24 protein-coding genes are annotated in these 23,547 nt (G+C 64.1%); 6 read left to right on the forward strand and 18 right to left on the reverse strand.

Annotated features, from left to right (window positions below):
• From BTM36_RS00515 to BTM36_RS00560, 10 genes are all read right to left on the reverse strand, one after another.
• On the reverse strand, positions 1–111 hold a 111-nt coding region (locus BTM36_RS00515), incomplete at its 3' end, for a transposase (protein WP_139347011.1).
• 203 nt (positions 112–314) lie between these two features.
• Positions 315–1,223: a hydroxymethylglutaryl-CoA lyase gene (locus BTM36_RS00520; RefSeq protein ID WP_077234814.1), complete on the reverse strand. Its 909-nt coding sequence runs from the start codon at positions 1,221–1,223 to the stop codon at positions 315–317.
• 61 nt (positions 1,224–1,284) lie between these two features.
• Entirely contained in the window at positions 1,285–1,794 is a 510-nt protein-coding gene (locus BTM36_RS00525) for a YbaK/EbsC family protein (RefSeq protein ID WP_006464595.1), read from the reverse strand.
• A gap of 93 nt (positions 1,795–1,887) precedes the next feature.
• Positions 1,888–2,817, reverse strand: coding sequence for an MBL fold metallo-hydrolase (locus BTM36_RS00530; RefSeq protein ID WP_077234815.1), 930 nt, complete (start codon positions 2,815–2,817; stop codon positions 1,888–1,890).
• Between the two features lie 19 nt (positions 2,818–2,836).
• Positions 2,837–4,864, reverse strand: coding sequence for an acetyl/propionyl/methylcrotonyl-CoA carboxylase subunit alpha (locus BTM36_RS00535; RefSeq protein WP_077234816.1), 2,028 nt, complete (start codon positions 4,862–4,864; stop codon positions 2,837–2,839).
• Positions 4,865–4,886: 22 nt separating this feature from the next.
• Positions 4,887–6,521, reverse strand: a complete 1,635-nt coding sequence (locus BTM36_RS00540; protein WP_077234817.1) for a carboxyl transferase domain-containing protein — start codon at positions 6,519–6,521, stop codon at positions 4,887–4,889.
• Positions 6,522–6,579: 58 nt separating this feature from the next.
• Positions 6,580–6,996 carry a YchJ family protein gene (locus tag BTM36_RS00545; RefSeq protein ID WP_077234818.1) on the reverse strand — a complete coding sequence of 139 codons (417 nt, stop codon included), beginning with the start codon at positions 6,994–6,996 and terminating at the stop codon, positions 6,580–6,582.
• Positions 6,996–7,598, reverse strand: a complete 603-nt coding sequence (locus BTM36_RS00550; RefSeq protein WP_077234819.1) for a 2-hydroxychromene-2-carboxylate isomerase — start codon at positions 7,596–7,598, stop codon at positions 6,996–6,998. Before BTM36_RS00550 ends, BTM36_RS00545 begins: the two co-directional genes overlap by 1 nt.
• 35 nt (positions 7,599–7,633) lie before the next feature.
• Positions 7,634–8,818, reverse strand: a complete 1,185-nt coding sequence (locus BTM36_RS00555) for an isovaleryl-CoA dehydrogenase (protein ID WP_006464589.1) — start codon at positions 8,816–8,818, stop codon at positions 7,634–7,636.
• 90 nt (positions 8,819–8,908) lie between these two features.
• A complete protein-coding gene (locus BTM36_RS00560; RefSeq protein WP_077234820.1) occupies positions 8,909–9,337 on the reverse strand; it encodes a MerR family DNA-binding transcriptional regulator in 429 nt (142 codons plus the stop codon).
• A gap of 194 nt (positions 9,338–9,531) precedes the next feature.
• Between BTM36_RS00560 and BTM36_RS00565 the strand changes: the two genes are divergently transcribed.
• Positions 9,532–10,596 (forward strand): MBL fold metallo-hydrolase, encoded by a 1,065-nt coding sequence (locus BTM36_RS00565; protein WP_077234821.1) that lies wholly within the window; start codon positions 9,532–9,534, stop codon positions 10,594–10,596.
• Positions 10,597–10,698: 102 nt separating this feature from the next.
• Here the strand turns inward: BTM36_RS00565 and def are convergent, their stop codons facing one another.
• Positions 10,699–11,217 carry a peptide deformylase gene (gene def, locus BTM36_RS00570; RefSeq protein ID WP_077234822.1) on the reverse strand — a complete coding sequence of 173 codons (519 nt, stop codon included), beginning with the start codon at positions 11,215–11,217 and terminating at the stop codon, positions 10,699–10,701.
• A gap of 291 nt (positions 11,218–11,508) precedes the next feature.
• Between def and dprA the strand changes: the two genes are divergently transcribed.
• From dprA to BTM36_RS00585, 3 genes are all read left to right on the forward strand, one after another.
• On the forward strand, positions 11,509–12,666 hold the full coding sequence (gene dprA, locus BTM36_RS00575; RefSeq protein WP_077234823.1) for a DNA-processing protein DprA: 1,158 nt from the start codon (positions 11,509–11,511) through the stop codon (positions 12,664–12,666).
• 87 nt (positions 12,667–12,753) lie between these two features.
• Positions 12,754–13,230: a DUF494 family protein gene (locus BTM36_RS00580; protein ID WP_006464584.1), complete on the forward strand. Its 477-nt coding sequence runs from the start codon at positions 12,754–12,756 to the stop codon at positions 13,228–13,230.
• 356 nt (positions 13,231–13,586) lie between these two features.
• Complete coding sequence (locus BTM36_RS00585; protein ID WP_077234824.1) at positions 13,587–16,265, forward strand: DNA topoisomerase III; 2,679 nt, start codon at positions 13,587–13,589, stop codon at positions 16,263–16,265.
• A 214-nt stretch (positions 16,266–16,479) separates the two neighbouring features.
• On the opposite strand, the gene BTM36_RS00590 is transcribed toward BTM36_RS00585, so the two are convergent.
• Entirely contained in the window at positions 16,480–17,256 is a 777-nt protein-coding gene (locus BTM36_RS00590) for an exodeoxyribonuclease III (RefSeq protein ID WP_077234825.1), read from the reverse strand.
• Positions 17,257–17,429: 173 nt separating this feature from the next.
• Here BTM36_RS00590 and pyrE point away from each other — a divergent pair, with 173 nt between their 5' ends.
• On the forward strand, positions 17,430–18,089 hold the full coding sequence (gene pyrE / locus BTM36_RS00595) for an orotate phosphoribosyltransferase (protein ID WP_077234826.1): 660 nt from the start codon (positions 17,430–17,432) through the stop codon (positions 18,087–18,089).
• A 78-nt stretch (positions 18,090–18,167) separates the two neighbouring features.
• Here pyrE and BTM36_RS00600 read toward each other — a convergent pair whose 3' ends face one another.
• From BTM36_RS00600 to BTM36_RS00625, 6 genes are all read right to left on the reverse strand, one after another.
• A complete protein-coding gene (locus BTM36_RS00600) occupies positions 18,168–18,665 on the reverse strand; it encodes a Signal transduction histidine kinase (RefSeq protein ID WP_077234827.1) in 498 nt (165 codons plus the stop codon).
• Positions 18,666–18,870: 205 nt separating this feature from the next.
• On the reverse strand, positions 18,871–19,398 hold the full coding sequence (locus BTM36_RS00605; RefSeq protein WP_077234828.1) for a peroxiredoxin: 528 nt from the start codon (positions 19,396–19,398) through the stop codon (positions 18,871–18,873).
• A gap of 198 nt (positions 19,399–19,596) precedes the next feature.
• On the reverse strand, positions 19,597–20,256 hold the full coding sequence (locus BTM36_RS00610; protein WP_077234829.1) for a BON domain-containing protein: 660 nt from the start codon (positions 20,254–20,256) through the stop codon (positions 19,597–19,599).
• Positions 20,249–20,845 (reverse strand): phosphoheptose isomerase, encoded by a 597-nt coding sequence (locus BTM36_RS00615; RefSeq protein WP_006464577.1) that lies wholly within the window; start codon positions 20,843–20,845, stop codon positions 20,249–20,251. The genes BTM36_RS00610 and BTM36_RS00615 overlap by 8 nt, the downstream gene beginning before the upstream one ends.
• A 117-nt stretch (positions 20,846–20,962) precedes the next feature.
• Positions 20,963–21,331: a YraN family protein gene (locus tag BTM36_RS00620; protein ID WP_077234830.1), complete on the reverse strand. Its 369-nt coding sequence runs from the start codon at positions 21,329–21,331 to the stop codon at positions 20,963–20,965.
• Positions 21,332–21,338: 7 nt separating this feature from the next.
• Complete coding sequence (locus BTM36_RS00625; RefSeq protein ID WP_077234831.1) at positions 21,339–22,607, reverse strand: penicillin-binding protein activator; 1,269 nt, start codon at positions 22,605–22,607, stop codon at positions 21,339–21,341.
• Positions 22,608–22,620: 13 nt separating this feature from the next.
• Here BTM36_RS00625 and rsmI point away from each other — a divergent pair, with 13 nt between their 5' ends.
• A complete protein-coding gene (rsmI, locus tag BTM36_RS00630; RefSeq protein ID WP_077234832.1) occupies positions 22,621–23,541 on the forward strand; it encodes a 16S rRNA (cytidine(1402)-2'-O)-methyltransferase in 921 nt (306 codons plus the stop codon).
• Positions 23,542–23,547 lie beyond the last annotated feature (6 nt).

Here is a 23,547-nt window from a genome sequence, read left to right on the forward strand (position 1 = left end):
GGTCTGCTCAGTAATGTTGTGGCGCTTGCACAGATCTACCGTCGCAATCTCCTTGCTCTCTGCCTCTCGCAAGATGCAGATGATCTGTTCGTCCGTAAATCGCTTCTTCATTGAGTTCTCCTTGGCGTTAGCATAAAGAACTCACTTATCCAGTGGCTACAAAATTCGTCTCAGGTCAGCCGCACTCACGCGGATGGCACTCGAACCAACTGCCGCCGCCACTACCGACACACAGAAATATCTGACAACCCTGCCAGCGGATAATCCCAGCCACCAAGCCCCCCAGCTTCCGCCAGCATCAATGCCCTCCCGCCTCACCCCGCCCGCTTCGCCGCAATCGCATTGCCCGCGCGGCTGACCGACTTGCGTCCCAGGTGTTGCGAGATGAACTGTCCCGCATCGACCACCGCATTCACGTCCACCCCCGTCTCTATCCCCAGCCCGTTCATCATGTACAGCACATCCTCGGTGGCGACATTGCCGGTTGCGCCTTTGGCGTAAGGGCAGCCGCCCAGGCCGGCCACGGAGGCGTGGTAGATGCTGATGCCGACCTGCAGGCTGGCGTAGATGTTGGCCAGCGCCTGTCCGTAGGTATCGTGGAAGTGGCCGGAGAGTCCTTCGATGTGGAACTCGCGGATCGCCGTTTCCATCACCGGGCGCACCTTGTCCGGCGTGGCCACGCCGATGGTGTCGGCAATGTCGATCTCGTCACAGCCCAGTTCGCGGAAGCGCCGGACGACATCGGCCACCGCCTCCAGCGGGACCTCGCCCTGGTACGGGCAGCCGAAGGCGCAACTGACCGCCGCACGCAGGCGCTTGCGATGGGCCTTGGCGGCCTTGGCGACTTCGGCAAAACGGTCGATGGATTCGGCGATGGAGCAGTTGATGTTCTTCTGCGAAAACGCTTCCGAGGCCGCGCCAAAGATCACCACCTCATCCACGCCCGCTTCCAGCGCAGCTTCGAAACCCTTCATGTTGGGCACCAGCGCCGAATAGACCACGCCCGGCTTGCGCGTGATGCCGTGCATGACCTCGGTCGAGGTCGCCATCTGCGGCACCCATTTGGGCGAGACGAAGGAGGCCGCTTCCACATTCGGGAAACCCGCCGCCGTGAGACGGTCGACCAGTTCGATCTTGATCGCGGCGGAAATGGTTTCCTTCTCGTTCTGCAGACCGTCGCGGGGTCCGACTTCGACGATCTTCACTTTCTTGGGCAGGTTCATCTGGCTTGTCTCCGTTGGCTGTGTTCGTGGGAATTCTTGTTCTGGTCTGGTTCAGTTGGGATCAGGCTGCGGTCGGCGCGGCATCCAGTCGCACGTCGCTGACGGCGCCGCCGGTCATTTCCTGCAGTTGGGCGGCGGTGAGATTGAAGACGGCATGCGGGTGGCCGGCGGCGGCCCAGACGCTGTCGTAGTTGAACAGGTCGCGGTCGATCAGCATCACCGGCTTGACGACGTGGCCGACCGGGCAGACGCCACCGATGGCGTAGCCGGTGTTGTCGCGCACGAAGCGGGCATCGGCCTTGCCCAGCGGGCCGACCAGGGCGGTCACCTTGGCTTCGTCGACGCGGTTGGCGCCGCTGGCGATGACCAGCACCGGCGCATCGTCGGCCACACGGCGGAAGATGATGGACTTGGCGATCTCGGCCACGCTGCAACCGACGGCAGCGGCGGCTTCAGCCGAGGTGCGGCCGGTCGAGGGCAGCATCACGACCGGTTTGTCATGCCCCATGCCGGCCAGCAGGTCGGCGACGCGTTGGGCGGAGGAGGGCAGGGGGGCGGCGGTGTCGTTCATGGGTCGGATCGGATCAAACGCGGTAGGTAGATGGAGCGGGAAATGATAACAGCATGGCCGCCACGCTTCAGGCTGCCGCGGCGGTCAGCGTGCTTACCGGTCCAGCAGGAATACGCCGTCGCTGTGCGCCGCGCCGGCCCTTTCCAGTTGCGCCACGCACCAGCGCGACAGGGCGACGTCGTCCATCTGCAGGAAGCGTTCATTGGTGATGCGCAGCAAGGGGATGTCGCGCATCATCGCCGGCAACTGCTCCAGCGGGATGCGGCCACGTTCCAGCAGCAAGAACTTGACCAATACCTTGATGCCGTTATGAGCGTTGCGCAAGGGATCGGCCTGCAGATAGTCCAGCCGCGAGAAGGCCTTGTCCAGGGCGTCGTCGATGTCCTGGAAGGGGGCGCCATGGCCGGGGATGACGGTACGCACGTCGAGCGTGCGGATCAGCTCCAGCGTGGCGCGCGCTTCGTCGAATCCGGATTCGCCATCCAGCTCGGGAAAGATGATGCCGAAGCCATTGCGCCACAATGCATCGGCCGAGATCAGCACGCCTTCCTGCGCGCAGTAGAACAGCAGCGCATGCGGATCATGTCCGGGAGCGGCCAGCGCCTGCCAGTCCAGGTCGCCCATGCGCAACACGTCGCCACTGGCGATGGTCTGCGACGCCGTGAAACGCGGGCAGCGCTGGCCGGTGGCGCGGTAGCTGAGGGCGTCCTCGTTCCAGTGACGCACCTTGTCCGCTTCGGCGGCGGGGATGGCGATGCGGCAGCCATGGGCTTGTTGCAGGGCGGCATTGCCGCCGCAGTGGTCGGAGTGCAGATGGGTGTTCACCAGCAGGTCCAGCCCGTCCCGACCGCGCTGGGCCAGCACGTGCCGTACCAGCGTCAGGGTCTGTTCGGCATGGCTGACGTAGCCGCTGTCGATCATTGCCACTTCGTCGCGGCCGAACAGCAACACGTTGTTGGAGGACAGCCAGCCCCGCTCCAGCACATGGATGGAGGGGGCCACGCGCAGCGCGGGGGCATTCATGGCAAGCTACCCGGCGCGCTCAGGCGGCCTTGAATTCCAGCAACTGCGCGCCCTCGCTCACCTGGTCGCCAACCGCATAGAGCAGGTCCTCGACCACACCGGCAGAGGGCGCGGCGATGGTGTGCTCCATCTTCATGGCTTCCATGATGAGCAGGGGCGCACCCTGGGCCACGCTGGCGCCCTTCTGTACCAGCAGGGCGACGATCTTGCCGGGCATGGGGGCGGTCAGGCGGCCGCCCTCGGCTTCGCTGTGGCCGGCATGGGCCATGGGGTCGAGATGGCGCAGGCTGCGCTGTCCCTGGCCATCGAAGATGTGCAGCCATTCGCCTTCACGCTGGACCTCGGCGCGCAGCGTGCGGCCATCCAGCGAGACCAGTAGGCCGTCCTGGTCGCTGGGGTCGAAGGCCAGCGTATGCGTGCTGCCGTCGGCAAGCAGCGTCCAGTGCCGGCCGTCGCCGGCGTAGTCCAGTTGCACCGTCGTCGGTCCGGCTTCGTCCTCGAAGTCCAGGCTGCGCAGCAGGCGGGTGTTGAGTCGCCAGCCGCTGGTGTGTGCCCAGGGGTCAGTGTCGCTGCTCGCCTGGTGCTCCTGCTGCAGGATGGCGGCGGTGGCCAGCGCCAGGGTCTCGATACCGGGCCGCACGGGTGCCGGGAACAGGCTGTCGCGATGACGTTCGATCAGGCCGGTATCGAGGTCGGCAGTGGCGAAGGCCTGACCGGCAATCAGGCGCTGCAGGAAGCCGATATTGGTGGCCAGCCCCACCACCTGGTACTGCGCCAGCGCACGCGCCATGTTGCGCAGGGCGGCGTCGCGGTCGGCGCCCCAGACGATGAGCTTGGCGATCATGGGGTCGTAGAAGGGCGAGATGGCATCGCCCTCGCGCACGCCGGAATCGATGCGTACCGGCGCCGGCTGCCCGGCACCATTCTCGCCCAGGCGGAACTCCACCGCCGCGGCGCTGCGCATGCGGGTGAGGGTGCCAATGGAGGGCAGGAAGCCCTTCTCTGGGTTCTCCGCATAGATGCGGGCTTCGATGGCGTGGCCGTTGATGCGCAGTGCATCCTGCTTCAGCGGCAGCGCCTCGCCTGCGGCTACGCGCAGTTGCCATTCCACCAGATCGAGGCCGGTGATCATTTCGGTGACGGGATGCTCCACCTGCAGGCGGGTATTCATTTCCATGAAATAGAAACTGCCATCCTGGCCGCTGCTGTAGTCGGCGATGAATTCCACCGTGCCGGCACCGACATAGCCGACGGCGCGGGCCGCGGCCACTGCCGCTTCGCCCATGGCGGCGCGGCGGCCGCAGCTCATGCCGGGGGCCGGGGCTTCTTCCAGGACCTTCTGGTGACGGCGCTGCACGGAGCAGTCGCGTTCGAACAGATAGACGCAGTTCCCCTGGCCGTCGGCGAAGACTTGGATTTCGATGTGGCGTGGCCGGGTCAGGTATTTTTCGACCAGCACGCGGTCGTCGCCGAAGCTGGAGATCGCCTCGCGCTTGCAGGAGGCCAGCGCGGCCTCGAAGTCTTCCGAACGCTCGACCACGCGCATGCCCTTGCCTCCGCCCCCGGCGCTGGCCTTGAGCAGCACCGGGTAGCCGATGCGGTCGGCCTCGCCACGCAGGAAATCGCTCTCCTGGCGCTCGCCGTGGTAGCCCGGTACCAGTGGCACGGCAGCGGTTTCCATCAGCGCCTTGGCGGCCGATTTGGAGCCCATGGCGCGGATCGCCGAGGCCGGTGGGCCGATGAAGACCAGCCCGGCGTCGGCGCAGGCCTGGGCGAACTCGGCGTTCTCGGAGAGGAAGCCGTAGCCCGGATGGATCGCCTGGGCGCCGGTGGCCAGGGCGGCGGCGATGATCTTGTCGCCGCAGAGATAGCTTTCCTTGGCCGGCGCCGGCCCCAGGCGTACGCTCTGGTCGCAGGCCTGGACGTGCTTGGCGCGGGCGTCGGCGTCGGAATAGACGGCCACCGTGGCGATGCCCAGGCGACGTGCGGTAGCCGCCACGCGGCAGGCGATTTCGCCGCGATTGGCGATCAGGATCTTGTTGAACATGGTGTCTCCTCGGTGGCGTGGCTCAGATGCGGAAGACGCCGAAACGGGTCTCTTCGATGGGGGCGTTGAGCGCCGCCGACAGGCCTAGCGCCAGCACCTGGCGGGTATCGGCGGGGTCGATCACGCCGTCGTCCCACAGTCGCGCCGAGGCGTAGTAGGGATGGCCCTGGCTTTCGTACTGGGCGCGGATGGGTTCCTTGAAGGCGGCTTCTTCCTCGGCGCTCCAGCTGCCGCCGCGGGCTTCGATGCCGTCGCGCTTGACGGTGGCCAGCACGCTGGCGGCCTGTTCACCGCCCATCACCGAGATGCGTGCATTGGGCCACATCCACAGGAAGCGCGGCGAGAAGGCACGGCCGCACATGCCGTAGTTGCCCGCGCCGAAACTGCCGCCGATGATGACGGTCAGCTTGGGGACCTTGGCGGTGGAGACGGCGGTGACCATTTTTGCACCGTGGCGGGCGATACCCTCGTTCTCGTACTTCTTGCCGACCATGAAGCCGGTGATGTTCTGCAGGAAGATCAGCGGGATCTTGCGTTGGCAGCACAGTTCGATGAAGTGGGTTCCCTTTTCGGCGGCCTCCGAGAAGAGGATGCCGTTGTTGGCGATGATGCCCACCGGCATGCCATGCAGGTGCGCGAATCCGCACACCAGGGTGGTGCCGTAGCGGGCCTTGAATTCATCGAACGCGCTGGCATCGACGATGCGGGCGATGACCTCGCGCACGTCGAAGGGCTTGCGGGTATCGGTGGGGATGACGCCATACAGTTCCTGGGCCGGGTAGCGCGGTTCCACGCTCTCGCGCAGGGCCAGTTGCTGCGGCTTGCGGCGGTTGAGATGGCCGACGATGTTGCGGGCGATCGCCAGGGCATGGGTATCGTCCTGGGCCAGGTGATCGGCCACGCCCGACAGGCGTGTATGGACGTCGCCGCCGCCCAGCTCCTCGGCGCTGACCACCTCGCCGGTGGCGGCCTTCACCAGCGGCGGGCCGGCCAGGAAGATGGTGGCCTGGTCCTTGACGATGATGGACTCGTCGCTCATGGCCGGGACATAGGCGCCGCCGGCAGTGCAGGAGCCCATCACCACGGCGATCTGGGCAATGCCCTTGGCCGACAGGTTGGCCTGGTTGAAGAAGATGCGGCCGAAGTGGTCGCGGTCCGGGAAGACCTCATCCTGGTTGGGCAGGTTGGCGCCGCCGCTGTCGACCAGATAGATGCAGGGCAGGTGGTTGAATTCGGCGATCTCTTGCGCGCGCAGGTGCTTCTTGGCCGTCATCGGGTAGTAGGTACCGCCCTTGACGGTGGCGTCGTTGCAGACGATCACGCATTCCTGGCCGGCCACGCGGCCGATGCCGGTGATGATGCCGGCCGAGGGCGCGGCATCCTTGAGATTGCCGTCGCGATCCTTCTCGCGGTACATGCCGTAGGCCGCCAGTTGCGACAATTCCAGGAAGGGCGTGCCGGGGTCCAGCAGCATCTGCACGCGCTCGCGCGGCAGCAGCTTGCCGCGGGCCAGGTGTTTTTCGCGGGCGGCCTGGCCGCCACCTTCGGCGATGGCCGCGACCTTCTGGCGCAGGTCGTCCACGATGCGCTGCATGGCGTCGCGGTTGTGCTGGAATTCCTCGCTGCGCGGGTTGAGCTTGCTTTCAATCTGCGGCATGGTGGTCTCTCGTCTCTCTGTTTTAGTTTCTTGTTGTGGCGTCGTGGTGCAGAAAACCTCAGCCTTCGGGGAAGCTGCCGTCCACGTAGTACCAGCGCATCTGTCCCTCGCCATCGGGCTGGCGCATGAAGTTGCTGATCTCGTGCAGGCGGTGGGCCTTGCCGCCCACCTTGAAGCGCGCCACGAATTCGACCGTGGCGGCATCGCTGCCGGCAGCGTGCTGGTGCTTCTTGATCTCCAGGCCGATCCACTTGACGTCGGTCTCGCTGGTGAGCTCTTCGTCCGGCAGTGTCTCGGGGAACCAGGTGGCGCGCAGGTAGGCTTCGTCGCGCAGGGCATAGGCGCTATAGCGCGAGCGCATCAGCAGCTCGGCCGTGGCCGGCACCTGGCCGCCGGTGATGAAGCGGCCACAGCATTTGTCTAAGCTGGGCTGGCCGCAGGGGCAGGGGCCAGCCTTGTCTTTCTTGTTGCTCATCAGATCTTTCCGTTTTTCAGCAGGGCTTCCAGTTGGGCGAAGCGGTCGAAGCCCCAGAATTGTTCGCCATCGGCAATCACGAAGGGCGAGCCGAACACGCCGGCCTTGCCGGCAGCCTCGGTCGCCTGGCGTAGTTGGTCCTTCAGTTCGGGAGAGCCCAGGGCGGCCTCCAGCGCGGCGCGGTCGATGCCCAGGTCGGCGGCGATGCGCAGCACGTTGTCGGTGACGCTGATGTCGATGTCTTCGGTGAAGTAGGCGCTGTAGAGGGTCTTGATCAACTCGACCGCCTTGGCCGGCTGCGTCTGCTGCACCCACAGCGTGGCGCGGGCGGCGACCTGGCTGCCGATGGGGAAGTTGCTTGGGGCCTTGTAGAAGATGTTGTGGAAGCGGGCGGTGCGCTCCATGTCATGGCGCGAATACTCGCCCTTGACCGGGATGTTGACCAGCGAATTGGTGCCCAGGGTCTTGAAGATGGGGCCCAGCAGGATCGGGTGCCAGCTGACGGCGCGACCGTAGCGCGCGGCCAGCTTGTCGATCTCGACGGCACCGAAGTAGCCGTAGGGGGAGCTGAAGTCGAAGTAGAAATCGATGGATGTGCTCATGATGTTCCGTGCGGTTGAAGAGGGGGAGCCGGCAATTACAGCGTGTCGGCAAACAGTTCGCGGCCGATCAGCATGCGCCGGATTTCGCTGGTGCCGGCGCCGATCTCGTAGAGCTTGGCGTCACGCCACAGACGGCCGACCGGATATTCGTTGATGTAGCCATTGCCGCCCAGCGACTGGATCGCCTCGCCGGCCATCCAGGTGGCCTTCTCGGCGCTGTAGAGGATGGCACCGGCGGCGTCCTTGCGCAGTGCGCGCACCTTGTCGGCACTGTCGGCGCGGTCGCAGGCCTGGCCCACGGCATAGACATAGGCCTTGCAGGCCATCATGGTGGAATACATGTCGGCCAGCTTGCCCTGCATCAGCTGGAATTCGCCGATGGCCTGGCCGAATTGCTTGCGGTCGTGGACATATGGCACCACCACGTCCATGCAGGCCTGCATGATGCCCAGCGGGCCACCGGAGAGCACGCTGCGCTCGAAATCCAGGCCCGACATCAGGACGTTGACGCCACGGCCGATGCCGCCCAGGATGTTTTCTTCCGGCACCTCGCAATCCTGGAACACCAGCTCGCCCGTGTGCGAGCCGCGCATGCCCAGCTTGTCCAGCTTCTGCGCCACCGAGAATCCCTTGTAGCCTTTTTCGACCAGGAAGGCGGTCATGCCACGGGCACCGGCATCCAGATCGGTCTTGGCATAGACCACCAGCACGTCGGCGTCGGGGCCGTTGGTGATCCACATCTTGCTGCCGTTGAGCACGTAGCGGTCGCCCTTCTTGTCGGCGCGCAGTTTCATGCTCACCACGTCGGAACCGGCATTGGGTTCGGACATGGCCAGGGCGCCGATGTAGTCACCGGAGATCAGTTTGGGCAGGTATTTGCGCTTCTGTTCTTCGTTGCCGTTGCGCTTGATCTGGTTCACGCACAGGTTGGAGTGCGCGCCATAGGACAGGCCCACCGAGGCCGAGGCCCGCGAGATTTCTTCCATGGCGATGATGTGGGCCAGGTAACCCAGGCCGGCGCCGCCGTATTCCTCCGAGACGGTGATGCCCAGCACGCCGAGCTCGCCCAGCTTCTTCCACAGGTCCATGGGGAACTGGTCGCTGCGGTCGATCTCGGCCGCGCGCGGCGCGATCTCGCTGTGCGCGAAGGCGGCCACTGCTTCACGCAGGGCGGCGATGTCTTCTCCGTGGTCGAAACTCAGGCCGGGCAGGTGGATCATGGGTGTCTCCTCGTTGGGTAATTTGTTCTGGTGTTCCGGAGGGGGCGTTCCGGTTGACGTTAACGGCAGATGAATCCGGTTTGCCGGGGCTCAGGCGGCCACGGCCTTGCGTCTGGTCCTGGTGCTACTGCTCCTTGATTTACCCTCGACCAGCAGTTGCCGGCATTCCTCTTCGTGGGCGGCAATTTCGGAGAGGGTCAGTTCCAGGTCTTCGCGCTGCTGCTCCAGCTTTTCGCGATGTTGCTGCAGCAGGCCCAGGAAACGCTGCAATTGCGGCTGCGTATCCTTGGGCGATTCATACATGTCGATCAGGTCCTTGATCTCGGAAAGCGTGAAGCCGAGCCGCTTGCCGCGCAGCGTCAGCTTCAGGCGCGTGCGTTCGCGCGCCGGGTAGACCCGATGCCGCCCACCCACGCCTTCGCGCTTGGGATTGAGGATGCCGTGGTCTTCGTAGAACCGGATCGCACGTGGCGTGATCGCGAATTCTTCTGCCAGTTCGGTGATGGTATAGGTGGGCATAAAGACGTGGACGCTGATGGACTTGGGGCTCGAAGGAGTCGGATCGGCCTGGTCTGGCACTTTACGTTAACGTAAAGTATATTGTGCCCTGTCGTCCAGCGGAAATTGCAGCTTGCGCTAGACTGGCGGTCTTTCGTTGTCGCTGGAGCAATGTCCGGCGTCGTTCCTGTCCACGTTCCCGGCCCGGCTCATTGATGAATGCACTTGAATCCCAGCTCGACTACGCCTTCGGCGATACCCTGCCCGACATCGGCCGCACCATGCAGGTCGCGCCCGGTGTGCGCTGGCTGCGCATGGGGCTGCCCTTTGCGCTGAACCACATCAATCTCTGGTTGCTGGAAGACGAGGTGGACACACCGCACGGCCGGCAGCGCGGCTGGACCGTGGTCGATTGCGGCATCGCCACCGACGAGACGCGCCAGGCCTGGGAAACCATCTTCGCCGAGGAACTCGATGGCCTGCCCATCGTGCGGGTGCTGGTTACGCATTGCCATCCCGATCACGTAGGCCTGGCCGACTGGCTGTGCCAGCGCTGGCAGGTGCCGCTGTGGATGAGCACCGGCGATTACGCCTTTGCGCGGGTGATGTCGGCTGCCCTGCCGGGTGCCGAGGGGACGGCGGCGACGCCGCATTTCCAGCGCCACGGGCTGGCCGATCCCGAAACAGTCGCCCTGCTGCAGGGGCGCAATAACTATTATCAGGACCTGGTGCCGACGGTGCCGCGTGCCTACCACCGGATGCAGGATGGCCAGGCGGTGCGCATCGACGGGCGTGACTGGGAGGTCATCACCGGGTTTGGTCATGCGCCGGAACACGTGTCCCTGTACTGCCGTACGTTGAACGTGCTGATCTCGGGTGACATGGTCTTGCCGCGCATCTCCACCAATGTCTCGGTGTTTGCCATCGAGCCGGAGAGCAACCCGGTGCAGCAGTATCTGGATTCGCTGAAGAAGTACGCGCACCTGCCGGCCGATGCGCTGGTACTGCCTTCGCATGGCAAGCCTTTCCGCGGCCTGCACACGCGCATCGAACAGTTGAACGATCACCACCGCCTGCGTCTGGCCGAGGTACTGGAAGCCTGCACCACGCCGCAGACGGGGGTGGATATCCTGCCGGTGATGTTCAAGCGCCCGCTGGATACGCACCAGTTGTCCTTCGCGCTGGGCGAGGCGGTGGCGCATCTGCACAAGCTCTGGTACGACGGCGCCCTGAAGCGCGTGCTGGGCGAGGACGGGGTGTACCGTTTCGTGGCGGTCTGATCAGTGCCATGGCTGGATGCGCAGGGCGCATCAATGCAAAAACGCCGGCCGGGGTTGCCCCTGGCCGGCGTTTTGATTTTGTGCTGCAGATGACCAGCAGGCTTAGCCCGCCTTCTTCTTCATCTCGCGTTCTTCCTTCTGCAGCTTGGTCTTGATGCGGTTGCGCTTCAGCGGCGAGAGATATTCGACGAAGACCTTGCCCTTGAGGTGGTCCATCTCGTGCTGGATGCAGACTGCCAGCAGGTCGTCGGCATCGACCTCGAAAGCCTTGCCGTCGGCGTCGAAGGCGCGCACCTTCACGCGTGCCGGGCGTTCCACGCCATCGTAGATGCCGGGCACCGACAGGCAGCCTTCATCGTAGACGCGCTTTTCATCGCTGGCCCACAGGATTTCGGGATTGATGAAGACCTGCAGGTTCTTGCCCTCATCGGACACATCGATCACCACCACCTGTTCATGCACGTCGACCTGGGTCGCGGCCAGGCCCACGCCGGGGGCGGCATACATGGTCTCGGCCATGTCGGCCACCAGTTGCTTGATGCGCGCATCGAAGACGGTCACGGGCTGGGCGATCTTGTGCAGGCGCGGATCGGGATAACGGAGGATGTTGAGCTGGGCCATACGTGGTTCTCGGCAATCTTGGAGTTCGGTCCCGGTGGACCTGGATAGTCCGGACCTCGACATTTTGCGAGGCTCCGGGGAATTCGTTTCGGGAATTGTTATTTAAATGTGGCCAGAGCGCGACGCTTCAAGCGCGGCCGCAGCACAATCGTGGGCTTGGTCGCCAGCGCCTGTGCATTGTTGCCCGGTGGCCACCGTGGTGTTCCCGATCAAGATGAAAAGTGTATCACAGCCCGCTCCCCATTCGCCGCAAGCCCGCGCCGCACGGCGTTGAGCGCGGCACTGTCAATTATGCAAAACAATTTCCCTTTTGATGAGGCGCAGGCCGATTCCGACCACCTCCAGGCCTGGCTGCGACTGGCTTTTGCCGACGGCATCGGGCCGGTGGCGGCACGGCGCCTGCTGGCTGTTTTCGGCCTGCCCGGCCAGATCTGGCAGGCGGATTTTTCCGCACTGTGCGCCGTACTGCCGCCCCGGCAGGCGGCGACCTTGCTGGCACCACCCACGGGCCGGCAGCGCGAGCGCATGGAGGCCACGCTGGAGTGGTTGCAGTTGCCTGGACGGGCGATCATCACGCTGGCCGATGCCGCCTATCCGGCCAGTCTGCTCAACATTGCCGACCCACCCTTGTTGCTCTACGTACGCGGCAATGCGGGGCTGCTGTGCGCGCCGGCGCTGGCGGTGGTCGGCAGCCGGCATGCCACGACGCAAGGGCGCGAGCACGCGATGCGCTTTTCCGAGGAGCTCAGCCATGCCGGGCTGACCGTCGTCTCCGGGCTGGCGCTGGGCATCGATGCGGCCGCGCATGAGGGCGGTCTGCGGGGTGCCGGATCGACGGTGGCGGTGATCGGGACCGGCTGCGATATCGACTATCCGCCGCGCAATCGGGATCTGGCCGAACGCATCGCACAGGGCGGCTGCATCGTCAGCGAATATGCGCTGGGCACGCCACCGCTGTCGGCCAATTTCCCCAGACGCAACCGGGTGATTTCGGGGTTGGCCCAGGCAGTGCTGGTGGTGGAGGCGGCAGCCCGCTCCGGCTCGCTGATCACGGCGCGCATGGCGGCCGAGCAGGGGCGCGATGTGTTCGCCATTCCCGGCTCCATCCACGCGCCGTTGTCCAAGGGCTGTCACCAGCTCATCCGCCAGGGGGCCAAGTTGGTGGAGACGACGCAGGACATTCTCGAAGAATTGCCACAGCGGCAAGCCGTTGCCGGTACTGCGCCGACAGTGGTGGCATCGGCACTTGTCGCGGCCGGGGCGATGGGCGATGTCGATCCGGCAAGTCTGCAGGTCATGCGCGCCATGGGACATGATCCGGTCGATGTCGACACTCTGGCGCAGCGCTGCGGTCTGGATGCGGCCGCACTGGCAGCAATCTTGCTAGGACTGGAACTGCAGGGCCGCGTAGAAGTGTTACCTGGCGCACATTACCGGTGCGTAGCATGAAGAAATTAATCCCCGCGCTGCCGCAATTCCTGCCATACTGGACTTGGCTGACTTGTACATTCATAACCTTCGCGATAGAGTACGAACATGTTTGATGTCCTCGTTTACCTGTACGAAACCTACTATCGCCCTGATGCCTGCCCCGAACCGGAGGCCCTGGTCAAGAAGTTGTCCGCGATCGGTTTCGAAGAAGATGAAATTTCCCAGGCACTCGGATGGCTGACTGATCTTGAAGTCGCCAATCACGAATTCGCCGACAACTATCCCCGCCAGACCGCCTTCTCCTTCGGTACCCGTATCTACGCGCGCCAGGAAAGTGACGTGCTCGGCGTGGAAGCCATTGGCTTCATCCAGTTCCTGGAATCGGCCAAGATGCTGGACCCGATGCAACGCGAGATCGTCATCGAACGCGCGCTGGCCGCTGGTGAAGCACCCATCACACTGGAAAAGCTCAAGGTGATCGTGCTGATGGTGTTGTGGAGCCAGGGCAAGGAGCCGGACGGCCTGATGTTCGAGGAGCTGTTCCTCGACGAGGACGACACCGAACCGCGCCTGTTGCACTGAGGCAGCTGCAGCGGCTGCACGGTTGCCATGCTGACAGTGGGCTGACGATAGACATAGCTTATTGCTTCATCCCAAGCTGGATATGCATGAAACTCTGAGACGGCAAGCCCTTGTGCTTGCCGTTTCGTTTGCATCACGCTTATCATTCCCCCGCATTGGCCCGATATTGGCTACTATATAAAAATTCCGTTGTCCACAGGCAACGAAACGCCGGCCGCATGCTCCGCACGCCGCCGCCGCTGGTTTCGACCCTGGGATGGCATGACGTTGTTTAGGAGCGATCCGGCCCCAACTGGGGCTGACCGATCTCCTGGAACACGCCAGCAACCGATCTCTCATTACCGAGACCCATACTTATGAGCAAGACCCTCATCATTGCCGAGAAGCCCTCTGTCGCGAACGACATCGCGAAGACGCTCGGCGGCTTCACCAAGCACGATGAGTATTTCGAATCCGACCAGTACATCCTGTCGTCGGCCGTCGGCCACCTGCTGGAAATCGCAGTCCCCGAGGAATACGACGTCAAGCGCGGCAAGTGGAGCTTCACCCACCTGCCGATGATTCCGCCGCACTTCGCCCTGAACCCCATCGCCAAGACCGAGTCGCGCCTGAAGGTGCTCTCCAAGCTGATCAAGCGCAAGGACGTCACCACCCTCATCAACGCATGTGACGCGGGCCGCGAAGGAGAACTGATCTTCCGCCTGATCGCGCAATACACCAAGGCCAAGCAGCCGGTGAAGCGCCTGTGGCTGCAGTCGATGACGCCGGGCGCCATCCGCGAGGGCTTTGCCCACCTGCGTGATGACGAGGAAATGCTGCCCTTGGCCAATGCGGCGCGCTGCCGCAGCGAGGCCGACTGGCTGATCGGCATCAACGGCACCCGCGCCATGACCGCCTTCAACTCCAAGGAAGGCGGCTTCTATCTCACCACCGTGGGCCGCGTGCAGACGCCGACCTTGTCGATCGTGGTCGAGCGTGAAGAGAAGATCAAGAAGTTCGTCCCCCGCGATTACTGGGAAGTGCACGCCGAGTTCGTCTGCGCCGCCGGCATCTACAAGGGCCGCTGGCTGGACAAGGGCCACAAGAAGGACGAGAACGACCCCGAGAAGCGCCCCGAGCGCCTGTGGAGCCGTGCCGCTGCTGATTCCATCGTGGCCGCCTGCCGCGACAAGCAGGGCAATGTCACCGAGGAATCCAAGCCGACCACGCAGATGTCGCCGGGCCTGTTCGACCTGACCAGCCTGCAGCGAGAAGCCAACTCGCGCTTCGGCTTCTCGGCCAAGAACACCCTGGGCCTGGCCCAGGCGCTGTATGAAAAGCACAAGGTGCTGACCTACCCGCGTACCGATTCGCGCCACCTGCCCGAGGACTACATCAACACCGTCAAGGACACGATGGAGGCGCTGGCGGAGAACAACAACTACCACCAGTTCTCCAAGCAGATCCTCAAGCAAGGCTGGGTCAAGCCCAACAAGCGCATCTTCGACAACACCAAGATCAGCGACCACTTCGCCATCATCCCGACCACCCAGGTGCCCAAGAACCTGTCGGAGCCGGAACAGAAGCTCTATGACCTGGTGACGCGCCGCTTCATGGCGGTGTTCTTCCCGCCGGCCGAGTTCCAGGTGACCACCCGCTTCACGGAAGTGTCGGGACACCAGTTCAAGAGCGAAGGCAAGGTCATGATCAACCCCGGCTGGCTGGCCATCTACGGCAAGCAGGTCGAGGAAGACGACAAGGACAAGGAAGGCGGCGGCAATCTGGTCGCCGTGGCCCAGGGCGAGAAGGTCAAGACCGACAAGGTGACGGCCAACGGCCTGGTCACCAAGCCGCCCGCCCGCTATACCGAAGCCACGCTGCTGTCGGCCATGGAAGGTGCGGGCAAGCTGGTGGATTCGGACGAATTGCGCGAGGCCATGGCCGGCAAGGGCCTGGGTACGCCAGCCACGCGTGCGGCCATCATCGAAGGCCTGCTGAACGAAAAGTACCTGCTGCGCGAAGGCCGCGAGATGATGCCCACCGCCAAGGCCTTCCAGCTGATGACGCTGCTGCACGGCCTGGGTGTGGATGAACTGACCGAACCGGAACTGACCGGCGAGTGGGAACACAAGCTGGCCCAGATGGAGCGCGGCAAGATCAGCCGTGACGAGTTCATGCGCGAGATCGCGCAGATGACCCAGATCATCGTCAAGCGCGCCAAGGAATACGACAACGACACCATCCCCGGCGACTACGCGACCCTGCAGACGCCTTGCCCCAATTGCGGTGGCGTGGTGAAGGAAAACTATCGTCGCTTCGCCTGCACCAAGTGCGAATTCTCGATGAGCAAGGTGCCTGGTGGTCGTCAGTTCGAGATCGCCGAAGTGGAAGAACTGCTGCAGAACCGCACCATCGGCCCGCTGCAGGGTTTCCGCTCCAAGATGGGCCGTCCGTTTGCGGCCATCCTGAAGATTTCGCGCGACGAAGAGATCAAGAACTTCAAGCTGGAATTCGACTTCGGCCAGGACCAGGCCGATGGCGAGGGCGGCGAGCCGGTCGACTTCAGCGAGCAGACCCCGCTGGGCGCCTGCCCCAAGTGCGGCAGCGGCGTCTACGAGATGGGCCTGGCCTATGTCTGCGAAAAGACCGTGGCCAAGCCCAAGGCCTGCGACTTCCGCAGCAGCCGCATCATCCTGCAACAGGAAATCCTGCCCGAGCAGATGGCCAAGCTCTTGAACGACGGCAAGACCGACCTGCTGCCGGGCTTCATCTCGCAGCGTACCCGCCGGCCGTTCAAGGCCTTCCTGGTCCGCGGCAAGGACGGCAAGATCAGCTTCGAGTTCGAGGAACGCAAGGCCAAGGCGCCGGCCAAGGGCAAGGCTGCTGCAGCCGAAGCCGGTGATGGTGCGGATGAGGCGGTAGCCAAGCCAGCCGCCAGGAAGACGGCGACCAAGACCACGGCCACCAAGACCAAGGCGGCAGCCAAGCCAGCAGCGGCCAAGAAGCCGGCACTGCGCAAGGCCACCCCGAAGAAGGCGGCAGCACCGGACGCCTGATTTCCATCGGCGGAAAACGACAAAGGCCTCGCACTTCACTGTGCGAGGCCTTTTGTTTTTTATGCAGGATTCTTCACCCACCTTCCGTTCGGACTGAGTAGCGGCGCGGCCGCGTATCGAAGACGCGCCGAACTACTGTCCACGGAGCGCCTTCGATACGGCCCTGCGGGCCTACTCAGTCCGAACGGGGGGTGGGAGTTTGGTCAGTGGTTGTTCAGTCGCCGTAGACCACCGTCAACGGCGCGTGGTCGGAAAAGCGCTGCTCCTTGTAGATCGCCGCGCTCACTGCCTTGGCGGCAATGCCCGGCGTGGAGACGTGGTAATCGATACGCCACCCCACGTTGTTGGCCCAGGCCTGGCCGCGATTGCTCCACCAGGTATAGGCCTCGCCGGTGGTCTCGGGATGCAGGCGGCGGTACACGTCCACCAGGCCCAGCTGGTCGAAGATGCGCGTCATCCAGGCGCGCTCCTCCGGCAGGAAGCCGGAATTCTTCTGGTTGCTCTTCCAGTTCTTCAGGTCGATTTCCTTGTGGGCGATGTTCCAGTCGCCGCAGATGACGACTTCGCGGCCGCTCTTTTCCAGGTCCATCAGGTGCGGCAGGAAGGCTTCCATGAAGCGGAACTTGGCTTCCTGGCGTTCCTCGCTGGACGAGCCCGAGGGTGCGTAGAGCGAAATCACGGTGAGGTCGCCATAGTCGCATTCCACATAGCGGCCTTCGTCATCGAACTCGGTATTGCCGAAGCCGATGCGCACCGAATCCGGCTGGCGGCGGCTGTAGACGCCCACGCCCGAGTAGCCTTTTTTCTGGGCATAGTGGAAATGCCCGACATAACCGGCCGGGGCCAGGAATTCATCGGTCATGTCGGCCGCCTGGGCCTTCAGTTCCTGCACGCAGACGAAGTCCGGCGCTTCCTTCTGCAGCCATTCGAAGAAGCCCTTCTTGGCGGCCGAGCGGATTCCGTTGAGGTTGGCGGAGACGATTTTTGGCATGGGATTCCTGTTTGCTTGCTGCGGGAGAGTGTTCAATCAGGCCGGTAGCATAACCGATAGGATGAATCATTTAAAATGGCGGCCTGATGAAGGCTTCGCCACCTCCCTCGCCTTGCCTTGTGGCAAGCGGGCAGGCCGGCCCTTCCGTTTTGACTCTTCCCGGGAAATGCATTGTGAGCAACTTGAGACAGGAATTCATTGAATTCGCGGTGTCGGCCGGCGTGCTGCGCTTTGGCGAATTCGTCACCAAGGCAGGTCGTACCTCGCCTTACTTCTTCAACGCCGGTCTGTTCAGCGAAGGCGCGACGCTGGCCCAGGTGGCGCGTTTCTACGCCCAGACCCTGCAGGATTCCGGCATCGAATATGACATGTTGTTCGGTCCCGCCTACAAGGGCATCACCCTGGCGTCGGCCACCGCCGTGGCGCTGGCCGGCATGGGACGCAACGTGCCGTTCGCCTTCAACCGCAAGGAAGCCAAGGACCACGGCGAAGGCGGCACCATCGTCGGCGCCAAGCTGCAGGGCAAGGTCGTCATCATCGACGACGTGATCTCGGCCGGCACCTCGGTGCGTGAATCGGTGGACATGATCCGCGCCGCCGGCGCCACCCCCTGTGCGGTGCTGATCGCACTGGACCGCATGGAGCGCTCGGGCAAGGATGGCGCGCTGTCCGAACTGTCGGCCGTGCAGGAAGTGGCGCGCGAATATGGCATGCCGGTCATTTCCATCGGCAACCTGGATGACCTGTTCGAGTACATCTCCACCGGTGGCGATGCGCGCCTGACCCAGCACAAGGATGCCGTGGCGGCCTACCGCACGCGTTACGGCGTCTAAGCTGCACCAAAAAGCGTCAAAAGATGAAAAAAGGCTGCATCTTCGTTGATGCAGCCTTTTTGTTTTGCTGGCGACAGATTACAGCGGCTTGATCACACCCGCCACCTGCTGGCGCTGCAGCCGGTCGTCAAGTTCGCCGACCTGGGCGGCCACGGCATTCTCGGTCTGCTCCACCCGATGGTGGATGTCGCGCTGCAATGCATCCAGGCGCTGCGCCAGCAGGGTCTGTTGTTCGGTCTGGCGGCGCTGCAACTGCTCCAGCTCGGTCTTCAGGTAGCCGCGCAGGTCGTTGAAGCGCGAATGCTCGGCCTGGTCGGCCAGGGTGCGCTGGGCTTCCAGCTGCTTGGTCAGGCGCCGGCTCTCCAGCATCACGCTGGTCTGCAGGGCCAGGATGTAGAGCAGGAAGAAGGCCGTCAGCACGACCACCACTGCCAGCATCACCGCACCCAAGGGGGCCTGGAACTCGGTGTAGATCAGCGAGAGGGTGGTGGTGGCCGTGAAGGCCGTCCAGTTGACGGCGGCGAAGATGGCGACCAGCGCCAGCAGCACGATCAGGAAAACGGTCCGGAATCTCATTGCAGCCTCCTGTTATGTTCTCGGTCATTGGGCAGGCATGACTGTTCAGCACGGCTGGGCCGCAGCGGAACGATGACAAATCGCTTGTCATGCCGACAAGGTGAACCATTTGGACTTCCTGGGTAGAGGGGATGTTCCTTGGAGTTGTTCGGCGGAATTAAAAAAGCCGACACATGGTCGGCTTTTTCGGAGGAGTGAAGCGCGCTCAGGCTGCTGCCAGGGCTTTCTCCAGCAGCTGATGCAATTCAGCGAACTGCGGCTCGCCGACATAGCGCTTGATGATGTTGCCGTCCTTGCCGATGACGAAGGTGGTCGGGGTCAGCTTGACGTCGCCGAAGGCCTTGGCCAGCTTATCCTGCGGGTCGAGGGCGACCTTGAAGGGCAGCTTGCGGGTCTCGGTGTAGTTCACCACGTAGTTGGGCGGGTCATAGCTCATGGCCACGGCCACGAAGTCCAGGCCGCGATCCTTGAACTTGTTGTAGGTCTCGATCATCTGCGGCATCTCGCCCACGCAGGTGGTGCAGCTGGTGGCCCAGAAGTTGACCATCACCACCTTGCCGCGCAGGTCCTTGAGGGCCACCTGCTGGCCATCGAGCTTGGTGAAGGTGACATCGGGCGCGGCGTTGCCGGCATTGACCTTGAAGTAGGCGAAGGCGGCGATGGCGGCCACCCCGACCAGGGTAACCAGCTTGATCATGAGGCCGCGTTTGGGCGCATTTGCCTGTGCTTGCATGGAAAACTCCGCATTCCGGATTCGAGGGAGGGGCATGGCCCCGGTCACTTATCCGGCCATTATAGACCGCACCGCCCGATCCTGCGGGCTGCGTGCCAATTGGAAACCGCCGGACGGGCCGGCGGTTTGACTTGCAATTGGAAACCGCCGGACGGGCCGGCGGTTTGACTTGCATCAGAGGCGATCAGCGATGGCCGATCAGCTTGTGGACTTGTTCTCGCTGGCCGGCTTGCGCTGGTAGTCCTGCAGCTCTTCTTCGCTGATGTATTCGAACAGCGTGACGACCTTGGTCACATCCGACACGCCGCTGGCGATCTTGGCGGCGCGCTGGCCTTCGCGCTGGGTCACGCGGCCCATCATGTAGACGATGCCACGTTCGGTCGTGATCTTGAAGGCGCTGGAATAGAGCGACTTGTCATCCACCAGGCTGGCCAGCACCTTGCTGGTGATGAGCGCATCGCTGGAGCGCGAACCGAAGCTGGAGGACGGGCCCACCTGCAGTTCGTTATAGACGGTGTCGACGTTCTGGAAACTCTTGATCTCGCGCTCGGCGGCAGCCTTGGATGCCTCGTCAGGCACCTCGCCGGACAGCAGCACCTTGCGGTTGAAGGAAGTCACGTTGACGTGAGAACCCGCAGCCACCACTTCGGGAATGCGGGCTTCGCCCTTGACCACGATCGATTTGTCCTCCGTTTGCGCGCCCAGGGTACGGCGGTCGGTGGCGGCGAAGGTGGTGGCCAGCGCACCGCCGGCCAATACCGCGAAACAACCCTGCAGGCTCAGGGCCAGCATGCCGCCCAATGCGACTGCCGCCAGCGGGCGGCGCAGCCGTGTGAACAACGATCGTGCATCACTCATTCGCATCATCTCCAAAAAGCGCGACGTCGATACCGTCGCAAATGCAGTGCAGGGATACCAGATGCACCTCCTGGATGCGCGCGGTGCGGTCATGCGGCACACAGATATGGACATCGGCATCGGTCAGGATCTTGCCGATCTTGCCGCCGCCCTTGCCGGTAAGCGCCACCACGCGCATGTCGCGCTCGTGGGCCACTTCGATGGCGGCCAGGATATTGCCCGAATTACCCGAGGTCGAGAAAGCCAGCAGGATGTCACCCGCCTGGCCGAAGGCCTGGACCTGCTTCGAGAAGATTTCCTGGTAGCTGTAATCGTTGCCCACCGCGGTCAGGATGGAGGTGTCGGTGGTCAGGGCCAGGGCCGGCAGCGGCAGGCGTTCACGTTCGAAGCGTCCCACCAGTTCGGCCGCAAAGTGCTGGCTGTCGGCAGCCGATCCACCATTGCCGCAGGCAAGAATCTTGTTGCCATTCGACAGCGCGGTGAACATAAGTTCAGTCGCCTGTTCAATCGGTTGCGCCAGGACACTGGCGGCCTTCAATTTCAGGTCAGCGCTTTCCTGGAAATGGGCGAGGATACGGGGATTTGTCATAGTGGCTGCGATTATAGAGGACCTGAACGGGGCCAAGTCTGTGCAATTGGTAAAGAGAAGTTTCAGGAATTCGGTGGCACATGATACGCCAGCTCCGGCGTGCTGCAAATCGCTTGCTCAGGCCTCGATGACGTTGCGCAGCCACTGCAACTGGCCGCCTTCGACTGCGATCACGTCGAAACGGCAGGCCGGCAGCTCCCGCTGGCCTTGCAGCCAGACCTGGGCCGCCAGCAGCAGCCGTCGCTGCTTGGCCGGCGTGATACTGGCCGCCGCGCCACCGAAGGCCGCACTGGCGCGCGATCGCACTTCCACGAAGACCACCGTGGCACCGTCCTGCAGGATCAGGTCGATTTCGCCGCCCTTGCAGCGGAAATTGCGCTCCACCAGGCGCAGGCCCTGGCGTTGCAGATGGTCCAGGGCCTGGTCCTCGGCCGCGTCGCCGGTACGCTGGCGTGCGGTGCGCCGCAACAGGTCGCGCAGGGCCATGGCGGCGTCAGTACTGGTCCGCCATCGGCACCGGCCAGCCATCCTGATAGACCGCTTGGGTCTCCTGGCGCTGGAAATAGGTGGTGCCGCCGCCGATCATGTTCACCGTCAGGCGTCCGGTGACGCCATCGATATCGAAGCCCGATTGCCGCTGCGCGATGCCGTAGGCGACCCGGTAGGCATCGATGCCCAGTGCATACAGGCGCGCCAGGTCCGGGCTGGGACGTTCATTGTCGTTGACCGCCGGGCGCGGATAGCGCGCTACCGCCACGTTGTCGGGCTGCAGTTGCCAGGGGATGTCGACCAGGCGCACCCCATCGAGCTCGGGCAGCTTGTCGTTGGGGTTGTCACGCTTGAGGGTGTAGGGATTGATCTGCGAGGTGCCGTACAGCGGCAGCTCGTTGCCCACAGCGCTACGCAGTTGCACGGTCTGCGCCGCATCCAGGGCGACGAAGATCAGGGCCGGTTTCTCCTGCTCCACGCGCTTGGCCAGTTGCGCCAGGCCCGGTGCCGAGAGGGCATTGGCGGGGGTGCTCAATTCCAGCGTCTCGACCTGCAGGCCGAGCTGGCGGGCGCGCAGCTGGAAGGAGCGGGCGGCGCGCTTTTGCCAGGCGATGTTGGTCGAGATGGCGAAGATCTTGCCCGGTGCCTTTTCCTTTTCCACCCAGTTGGCGACCTGGCGTGCCTCTTCGTCGATGGACAGGCCCACGGCCAGCATCTGCGCCGGCAGTTGCAGGTCGGCCTCGCCATTCATGTCCGGCTGCGCCAGGGCGACGGTGGGCTTGCTCACGCGACCGCTCTGGGCCACGGCGGTGACGGCGCTGCGCGAGAGCGGGCCGACCACGATGTCGTACTTGCCGGACGCTTCATCATAGGCGCGCTGCATGTCCGGGGCCGAATCACCGGTCTCGACGATGGCCAGCTGGATGTTTTCCTTCTGGCGCGAATAGGCCGTCAGGAAGCCGGTGCGCACTGCATCTGCAGCGGCCCCGAAGGCGCCGGTACGGGAGGGCAGCAGCAAGGCCATGCGGATCGGGGCGGCGGCTGGTGGTGCCATGGATGGGCCGTTGGCGGCCGACTGCATCTCCGGCGAGGTCCCCGGCGGCAGTGCCAGCGGGGCCGGGTCGGAGGTGGCCGAGGGCAGCGCAGGGGTAGCGGCCTGCGCCAGCAGAGGTACACTGTCGGCTGCTGCGGCCGGCAGCGCCACCATCCAGGGGGCCAGCAAACCGGCCAGCAGGGCCGCGCATGCGGTCATTTTCTTCGAACCTGTGAACATCCCGCCTCCTCCAATGAATCAGAATTCCAGCGTAGCTGCCTCCATCCTGCAGGATGCCGCCCAGCAAACCTATCCGGTGTCGGCATTATATGTGCTGGCCACGCCCATCGGGAATGTCTGCGACATCAGCCTGCGCGGCCTGCACCTGCTGGGCATCGCCGATGCGGTGGCCTGCGAGGATACGCGCAACACCAGCCAGTTGCTGCAGCGCTATGGTCTGTCGCGCCCCTTGCTGGCCACCCACGAACACAACGAGCGCGAAGCCGCCGACAAGATCATCGAGCGCCTGCGCGCCGGGCAGCGGGTGGCATTGGTGTCGGACGCCGGTACGCCCGCCGTCTCCGACCCCGGTGCCAAGGTGGTTGATGCGGTGCTGGCCGCCGGGTTCCGGGTGATTCCCTTGCCCGGGGCATCGGCGGCGATCACCGCGCTGTCGGCCGCGGGCCTGACCGATGCGCGCTTCCATTTCGTGGGCTTCTTGCCCAGCAAGACCCGCCAGCGCGAGACCGCCCTGCAGGAGCTCACCGCCTTGCAGGCGGCGCTGGTGTTCTATGAAGCCCCGCACCGCATCGTCGAGACCGTGCAGTCCATGCTGCAGGTGTTCGGCCCGCAGCGCCAGGTGGTGCTGGCGCGCGAGCTGACCAAGCTGTTCGAGGATATCCATCGCTGCCCGTTGGGCGAGGCACCGGCCTGGCTGGAGCAGGACGCCAACCGCCAGCGCGGCGAGTTCGTGGTCTTGCTGGAAGGGGCGCCGCCGGCCGGTGACGAGGATGCCGAGGGCGAGCGCGTCCTGCGCATCCTGCTGGAAGAGCTCCCGTTGAAGCAGGCCGCCGCCCTGGCCGCGCAGATCACCGGCCAGAAGAAGAACGCCCTGTATGAACGCGCCCTGCAACTGAGGCAGGACGCACAAGCGGATGATCAGGAAGGGCAGTGAGGACGC

Origin of the sequence: Herbaspirillum sp. VT-16-41, assembly GCF_001994935.1 — a bacterium.
In the GTDB taxonomy this organism is placed as follows: Bacteria; Pseudomonadota; Gammaproteobacteria; order Burkholderiales; family Burkholderiaceae_D; genus Herbaspirillum; species Herbaspirillum frisingense.